A 6,603-nucleotide genomic window follows, 5' to 3' on the forward strand; every position below is an offset into this window, starting at 1 on the left:
GTAGTGGCTTCCCCCCTTCTATCTCCCACTACCCTACTTAGGGGCAGAGCTCGGTTGTAGTAGTCTAAGGCTTGCTGCTTTTGTCCCAATGAGTAGTAGACTGCGCCAATATTATTGAGAGTTGTGGCTTCCCCCCTTCTATCTCCCACCGCCCTTCTTAGGGGCAGTGCTCGGTTGTAGTAGTCTAAGGATTGCTGCTTTTGTCCCAATTCGTCGTAGACTCTGCCAATATTATTGAGAGTGGTGGCTTCCCCCCCTCTATCTCCCACCGCCTGAATTAGGGGCAGAGCTTGATTGTAGTAATCTAAGGCTTGCTGCTTTTGTCCTAATGAGGAGTAGACTGCGCCAATATTATTGAGAGTGGTGGCTTCCCCCCCTCTATCTCCCACCGCCTGAAATAGGGGCAGGGCTTGATTGTAGTAGTCTAAGGCTTGCTGCTTTTGTCCTAATGAGGAGTAGACTCTGCCAATATTATTGAGAGATACAGCTTCCTTACCTTGATTACCCGCTTGGCGATAGAGTCTGACGGCTTGCTCAAATTTAGGGATTGCCTGTCGCAATGATTCGGCTGTTCCTTGTTCAAGGAGTTCGACGGCTTCGTCATATATTTGGTCAGCCGCATCAGTTTTAGTCGTCTGTTGGGCTATCCTGGGAGCTATTGGCTCAACGGTTGGGGCGAAGGATTGTGTGCCTAAGAGGAGACTGGTTATCCCCGATAGTGATATGAGTCCAATTAACCCTAAATGTCTGTGTTTCACGATAGAACCTGATCTCAATTAATTAAGTATTTTTACGGTTATATAAATAAGCTGTTGCATTTAGATTAGAATACCTCAATCCCAAGAAAGGCAACAGGCAAACGTGGAATGTCTTAACCTATCCTCGTAGTGCGATAACCCTCTTTAGTTTTACTTCTCTCTAAAATGCTCTAATAACTGGCTCACGGTGAATATGGATACTGCCGTTGCTCCCGTTCCAGAAAGAAATCGAGAATAATATTTGTATCCAGAAGAACTCTCACTTGAGGTACTTCTCCACTAAGCGGTCTTCTCGCATCAACTCAATATCTGTATCGGTTAGGACTGGCTGACCGGGTTTTTTCAGACAACCTCGTAGCTGATTAACCAGGGTACGACGTTCCGATTTTGATGGGTGTCTAACTTTCAACGCTTGAACTAAGGTTTCCAGCAGAACGAATTGCTCTTCAACAGATAATTGGTAAATAGCTCGCTGTAGCTCTAGTAAGGTCATAGCTGTGATTCAAGGGGTAAGGCAACAGGCAACAGGCAACAGGGAATACAAATTTAAATGGGTATTAGTAGAGACGTAGTATGCTACGTCTCTACCATCACTTACAGGACTTACGCAGCACGACTATAAGTTGGTCAAGGTGCGTTACGCTACGCTCTCCCCACGATGGCGGACTGACACAGCTAAAATAGGACTTTGTTTGTAGTGAGAACTTTAGTTCTCTCTCCGCCTAGCTGGAGAGGGCTAAAGCCCTCACTACGTACCCAATCTATTGCACTATTTTAGTTGAGTCACGCCACTACAAATCAAGGCTTTGCGTAAGTCCTAACTTAAAACAGCGTCAGAATGTACAGCAGGGTAAACAGAATAATCCAGATAATATCGACAAAATGCCAATAGATTTCTGCCATTTCAATGCCAACATGCTTCGTTTCACCGTAATGTCCGGGACGACGCGATCGCCACAAGACGCCGAGAATCAGTAAAACTCCGATGGTGACGTGCAATCCGTGGAATCCGGTCATTAAATAAAAGCAGTTGGCAAACACATTGGTGGTCAAACCATACCCCAAGCTTAGATATTCATACACCTGACCGCCTAAGAAAATCACACCCATAACAGCGGTAATGATATACCACAACCGCATCCCGGAGAGATTATTCTTTTTAATCGCCACATCTCCTTTATGGATGACAAAACTACTCGACACCAGAATAATCGTGTTAATCGTCGGCAACAAGAGTTCCACCTCTGTGCCTTCGGGGGGCCAGGTTGCGGATACGCCTCTATAGATTAAATACGAGGCAAACATCCCGCCAAACATCAAGGATTCAGAGGCGAGGAAGACGATTAGCCCCAAAACCCGATAATCGGGATGTTCCTCATGTGCCGCCACAGTTACCTCAGCCGAGGGTTCTGGGGTAGGCGAGACTTGATATTCGTCAATGGTTGAACCTTGCATACTATTTTCCTAACTATCGCCATCTATGTAGAGACGCGCCATGGCGCGTCTCCGCCATTGTTCCAGACGCGCCATGGCGCGTCTGGAACAATTAACCTTACTTCGCTTCTACAACAGGTTCTCCCGATGTCGGCGCACTGGGATTGAGTTTTTTGCCATTGCGACCATTCATGCCATAGGCATAGGGACCATGGGTTAATACAGGTAAGACTTCCCAATTTTCGATCGCAGGTGGCGAACTGGTTGTCCATTCCAGGCTCAAGGCATCCCAGGGATTATCACCCACCTTCGGTCCATACATCCAACTCCAGACCATATTAATCGCGAAGGGAATGACGGAGAACCCCAACAGAATTGCACCGAAGGTACACAGTTGATTAATGGCTGTGAATTGGGGATCATACATCGCCACCCGTCGGGGCATTCCTTGCAACCCCAATTGGTGCATCGGTAAAAACGTGAGATTGCCACCAATAAAGGTGAGAATAAAGTGCACCTTTCCCCAAGTTTCGTTATACATCCGACCCGTAATTTTGGGGAACCAGTGATACATTCCGGCATAAAGACCAAACACGGAACCGCCAAAGAGAACATAGTGGAAGTGAGCCACGATGTAGTACGTGTCATGGACATGAATGTCAAAGGGTGCGGTTCCCAGGGTAACGCCACTTAGTCCGCCCAAGACGAACATACCTAACAAACCAATGGCAAATAGCATTGCTGAGGTGTAGCGGATTTTTCCCTGCCAGAGAGTCGCCACCCAGCTAAAGATTTTCACCCCTGTGGGAACTGCCACAATCAATGTGGAGATGGTGAAGAACATCCGCATCCAGGGCGGGGTGCCACTGGTAAACATGTGGTGTACCCAGACGAATAGACCGACGATACAGATGGCTAGGGATGAATACGCGATCGCTTTATAGCCAAAGATCGGCTTACGGGCGTGGACGGGTATCACTTCTGACATAATCCCGAAAATCGGCAGAATCATCAGATACACCGCCGGGTGGGAATAGAACCAGAACAGGTGCTGGTACACCACCACATTTCCCCCAGCATCGGGGCGGAAGAAGCTGGTGCCAAAGTTGATATCAAACAACAGCAGGGTTAATCCAGCCGCTAATACTGGCGTGGAAAACAGGGCTAATAGGGATGTGGCTAAAATCGCCCAACAGAACAAGGGCATCTGATCCCAGCGCATACTGGGAACCCGCATTTTAAAGATGGTGATGATAAAGTTCACCGAACCCAAAATTGAGGAGGTTCCCACTAAGACAATGCTGAGAATCCACATCGATTGAGCTGTATTGGCGGTAATCAGGCTCAAAGGGGGGTAGGATGTCCAACCCGATTGAGCGCCCCCGAAGAAGAAACTGCCCAAGAGTAGGGCACCTGCTGGGGGGACGAGCCAAAACGCGATCGCATTCAGTTTCGGGAATGCCATATCCCTGGCACCAATCATCAGCGGGATCAGGTAGTTACCAAACCCGCCAATGGCAGCCGGAACGACCCAGAAAAAGATCATGATCGTGCCATGATTGGTCAAGAAGGCGTTGTAAAGATTGGGATCAAGTAAATCTGAATCGGGGGTATACAGTTCGGCTCGCATGGCGACTGCCATTAATCCCCCGATCAAATAAAACACAAATGAGGTAACTAGGTATTGAATCCCAATGACCTTATGGTCAACGTTGAACGTGAAATAGTCATACCACTTCCATGCCGTGGGATGGGAGCTATGTGAAGTGGCTTGAGATTGAGGTGCAATTTCGGTTTGGGTCATCAGAATTTCTTGTGACAACTAAAGAAGCCTGTCCAGATGGACAAATTGAGTGTTATGTGCTTCTGTTTAGGATTCATGCATTGAGTGTAACTGGGTTAAGGTTTTTTCATCAACGCCCAGGTTAGTCGCGTAAGGTTCCAGAAACTCGGACTCGGATAAATCAGCCGGGTTCACAGCAACGGTTTGATTGGGGTTTTGCTGCTGTGCTATCCGATTTTCCTCTAACCAAGCGTCATACTCCTCTGGGGTATGAACGATAAGCTGTGTCCGCATCGCTCCGTGGTAACCACCACAGAGTTCAGCGCAAACTACGGGATAGGTTCCAGTTTTGGTGGCAACAAACCGCAGTTCCGTTTCTTGACCGGGAATGGCATCTTGTTTGAGGCGGAACTGCGGTACCCAGAAGGAGTGGATCACATCTTGGGCGGAGATGTTCAGTTGCACGTCTTTGCCAATGGGAACATGTAATTCGCCAGCGACAACGCCACTATCGGCATAGTTAAAGATCCAAGCAAACTGCAAACCGGTGACATTAACCACTAAGTCAGCCGTTTGTCCTTCCCGTTGGGGTGCTGCGCCAAAGCCGTATTTAGCCCCCTTGGGTGCTATAGCTTGATCGGACTCTATCCCCTCAGTATCGGCAACTAAAGGCGCCGCTATAGCACTTCCGGGCATACTTGCCATCTGCGCTGGGGTATCGGCTTTGGCGACATGGTGATGGGCGGGTTCAAAACCGCCCATGTCTCGATAAACTTCGACGCTGTAGATCCCTAGTCCAATGACGATAATGGCAGGAATGGCTGTCCAAAAGGCTTCTAAGGGTAAATTGCCGATGATGGGTTCCGCATCGGTGTCATCCCCTTTGCGTCGCCGAAATCGGATCGTGGCAATCACGATGGCGCCTTCGACGACCAAAAATAGGGCGGTGCCGATAGTCATCATCACGTCAAAAAAGTTATCGACTAACGGCGCTTGTTCTGATGCCTGTTCTGGCATCAAGCCGTGGTTTTGACCAACCCACAGACTGACCAGGGTGATAATAATACCAGCGGTCAGGGTGATAATGGCACTTGGTACTTTTTCTTTTTCCATGGCTTATCTCCTTGGCAGCAGCCGCGTTTCACTCAGGGAAAGGTGAAGTGGCTGCCTGATTCTAGTTTGACTAGATTGATCGTAGTTCACATTTCTTTATCGCGCTTTGGTTAAGCTATGATTTTTCAACGCAGAGGGGCGCAGAGGGTTTCGCAGAGGGGCGCAGAGGGGCGAAAATTCTGGAAGAGAAATGTTTAGATGTAGGGGCGGGTTTAGGGACTCAATTCAATTACTCACTGATAAGGGTACAACAAAACTCGCCCTCCTGACTTTAGTGCTATAACGCCTAGCTGGAGAGGGCTAAAGCCCTCACTACGAACTAATTATCGAAGCGACGTAAAACCCACATCCTTTTAGGTGTGGGATATAAGGCGGGTCATCGGAGGCACGTAGATGACCAAATCATCCCTTGTTTCTAGCCATTCGCTAGTAGCACATCACTTAGGCTATTAGCATTAATCATGTATAATATAGCAATCCTATTTAGGTTGTGGCAATTTTTTAAACTGAAACCCTTGCTATGCCTGAGTTTAAAGCCGTTCACTTGTTGCATCCTATTTAGGATTGCTATATGAGTATACAACAACATTGACAGGTCGAATCAATGCTAGTTCTTGAATACAAAATCAAAGCAAAACCGCAGCAATATAAGGCTATTGATGAAGCCATCACAACGGTGCAGTTCATCCGTAACAAATGCCTACGACATTGGATAGACGCGCCAAAAGAAGCCAAGATTGACCGTTTTGCCTTGAATAAGTATTCAACAGCACTACGCAACGAATTCTCCTTTGTCAAAGACCTTAACTCGATGGCTGTACAGGCATCAGCCGAACGGGGATGGCAAGCCATCTCTCGGTTTTACGATAACTGCAAGTCTAAAAAAGCTGGCAAAAAAGGATATCCGAGGTTTCAGCGCGATAACCGCTCAGTTGAGTATAAAACTAGCGGCTGGAAACTTCATCGGACAAAACGCCGTATCACTATCACCGATAAAAAGGGAATTGGTGAACTCAAGCTACTGGGAAAATGGGATATCTATCAGTATCCGGTTAAGTCCATCAAGCGAGTTCGTTTAGTGCGACGTGCTGACGGGTACTATTGCCAGTTGGCTGTTGACGTTGAGTGCCTTGATATTCACTCACCAACAGGTCAAGAAATTGGCTTAGATGTTGGGCTGGAGTCGTTTTACACGGACTCAAACGGACATCAAGAGCCTAATCCTAGGTTTCTCCGTAAAGCTGAAGCTGATATCAAGCATAGCCAACGGGCTATCTACAAAAAGGTCAAAGGTTCAACCGGACGCCGTAAAGCAAGGGGCCAATATTCCAGGAAACACTTAAGAGTAAGTAGGCAACGTACCGAACACGCCAAGAGACTGGCGCGTCACGTTTGCAAGTCTAACGACTTAGTAGCCTACGAAGACTTGAGGGTTGCCAATATGCTCAAAAATCACTGTTTAGCTAAGTCAATTGCTGATGCTAGCTGGTATCAGTTCAGACAGTGGTTAGAGCA

General features: G+C 47.5%; 6 protein-coding genes. 1 reads left to right on the forward strand and 5 read right to left on the reverse strand.

Annotation, left to right across the window (positions count from 1 at the left end; translation table 11 throughout):
* The 5 genes from RIM23_RS04355 to RIM23_RS04375 form a co-directional block, all read right to left on the reverse strand.
* Positions 1-758 (reverse strand): tetratricopeptide repeat protein (locus RIM23_RS04355; protein ID WP_446364771.1); only part of this gene is annotated, 758 nt, incomplete at its 3' end.
* Between the two features lie 259 nt (positions 759-1,017).
* Complete coding sequence (locus tag RIM23_RS04360) at positions 1,018-1,251, reverse strand: hypothetical protein (protein WP_446364773.1); 234 nt, start codon at positions 1,249-1,251, stop codon at positions 1,018-1,020.
* A gap of 329 nt (positions 1,252-1,580) precedes the next feature.
* Positions 1,581-2,213 (reverse strand): cytochrome c oxidase subunit 3, encoded by a 633-nt coding sequence (locus tag RIM23_RS04365; RefSeq protein WP_446364775.1) that lies wholly within the window; start codon positions 2,211-2,213, stop codon positions 1,581-1,583.
* Between the two features lie 97 nt (positions 2,214-2,310).
* The gene (gene ctaD, locus RIM23_RS04370) at positions 2,311-3,996 is read right to left on the reverse strand and encodes a cytochrome c oxidase subunit I (protein WP_446364777.1); all 1,686 of its coding nucleotides are present in this window, start codon (positions 3,994-3,996) and stop codon (positions 2,311-2,313) included.
* 66 nt (positions 3,997-4,062) lie between these two features.
* A complete protein-coding gene (locus RIM23_RS04375) occupies positions 4,063-5,088 on the reverse strand; it encodes a cytochrome c oxidase subunit II (protein ID WP_446364779.1) in 1,026 nt (341 codons plus the stop codon).
* Between the two features lie 604 nt (positions 5,089-5,692).
* Here RIM23_RS04375 and RIM23_RS04380 point away from each other — a divergent pair.
* On the forward strand, positions 5,693-6,603 hold a 911-nt coding region (locus RIM23_RS04380; protein ID WP_446364781.1), incomplete at its 3' end, for an RNA-guided endonuclease InsQ/TnpB family protein.

This window comes from Coleofasciculus sp. G3-WIS-01, from assembly GCF_040223135.1.
In the GTDB taxonomy this organism is placed as follows: domain Bacteria; phylum Cyanobacteriota; class Cyanobacteriia; order Cyanobacteriales; family Coleofasciculaceae; genus Coleofasciculus.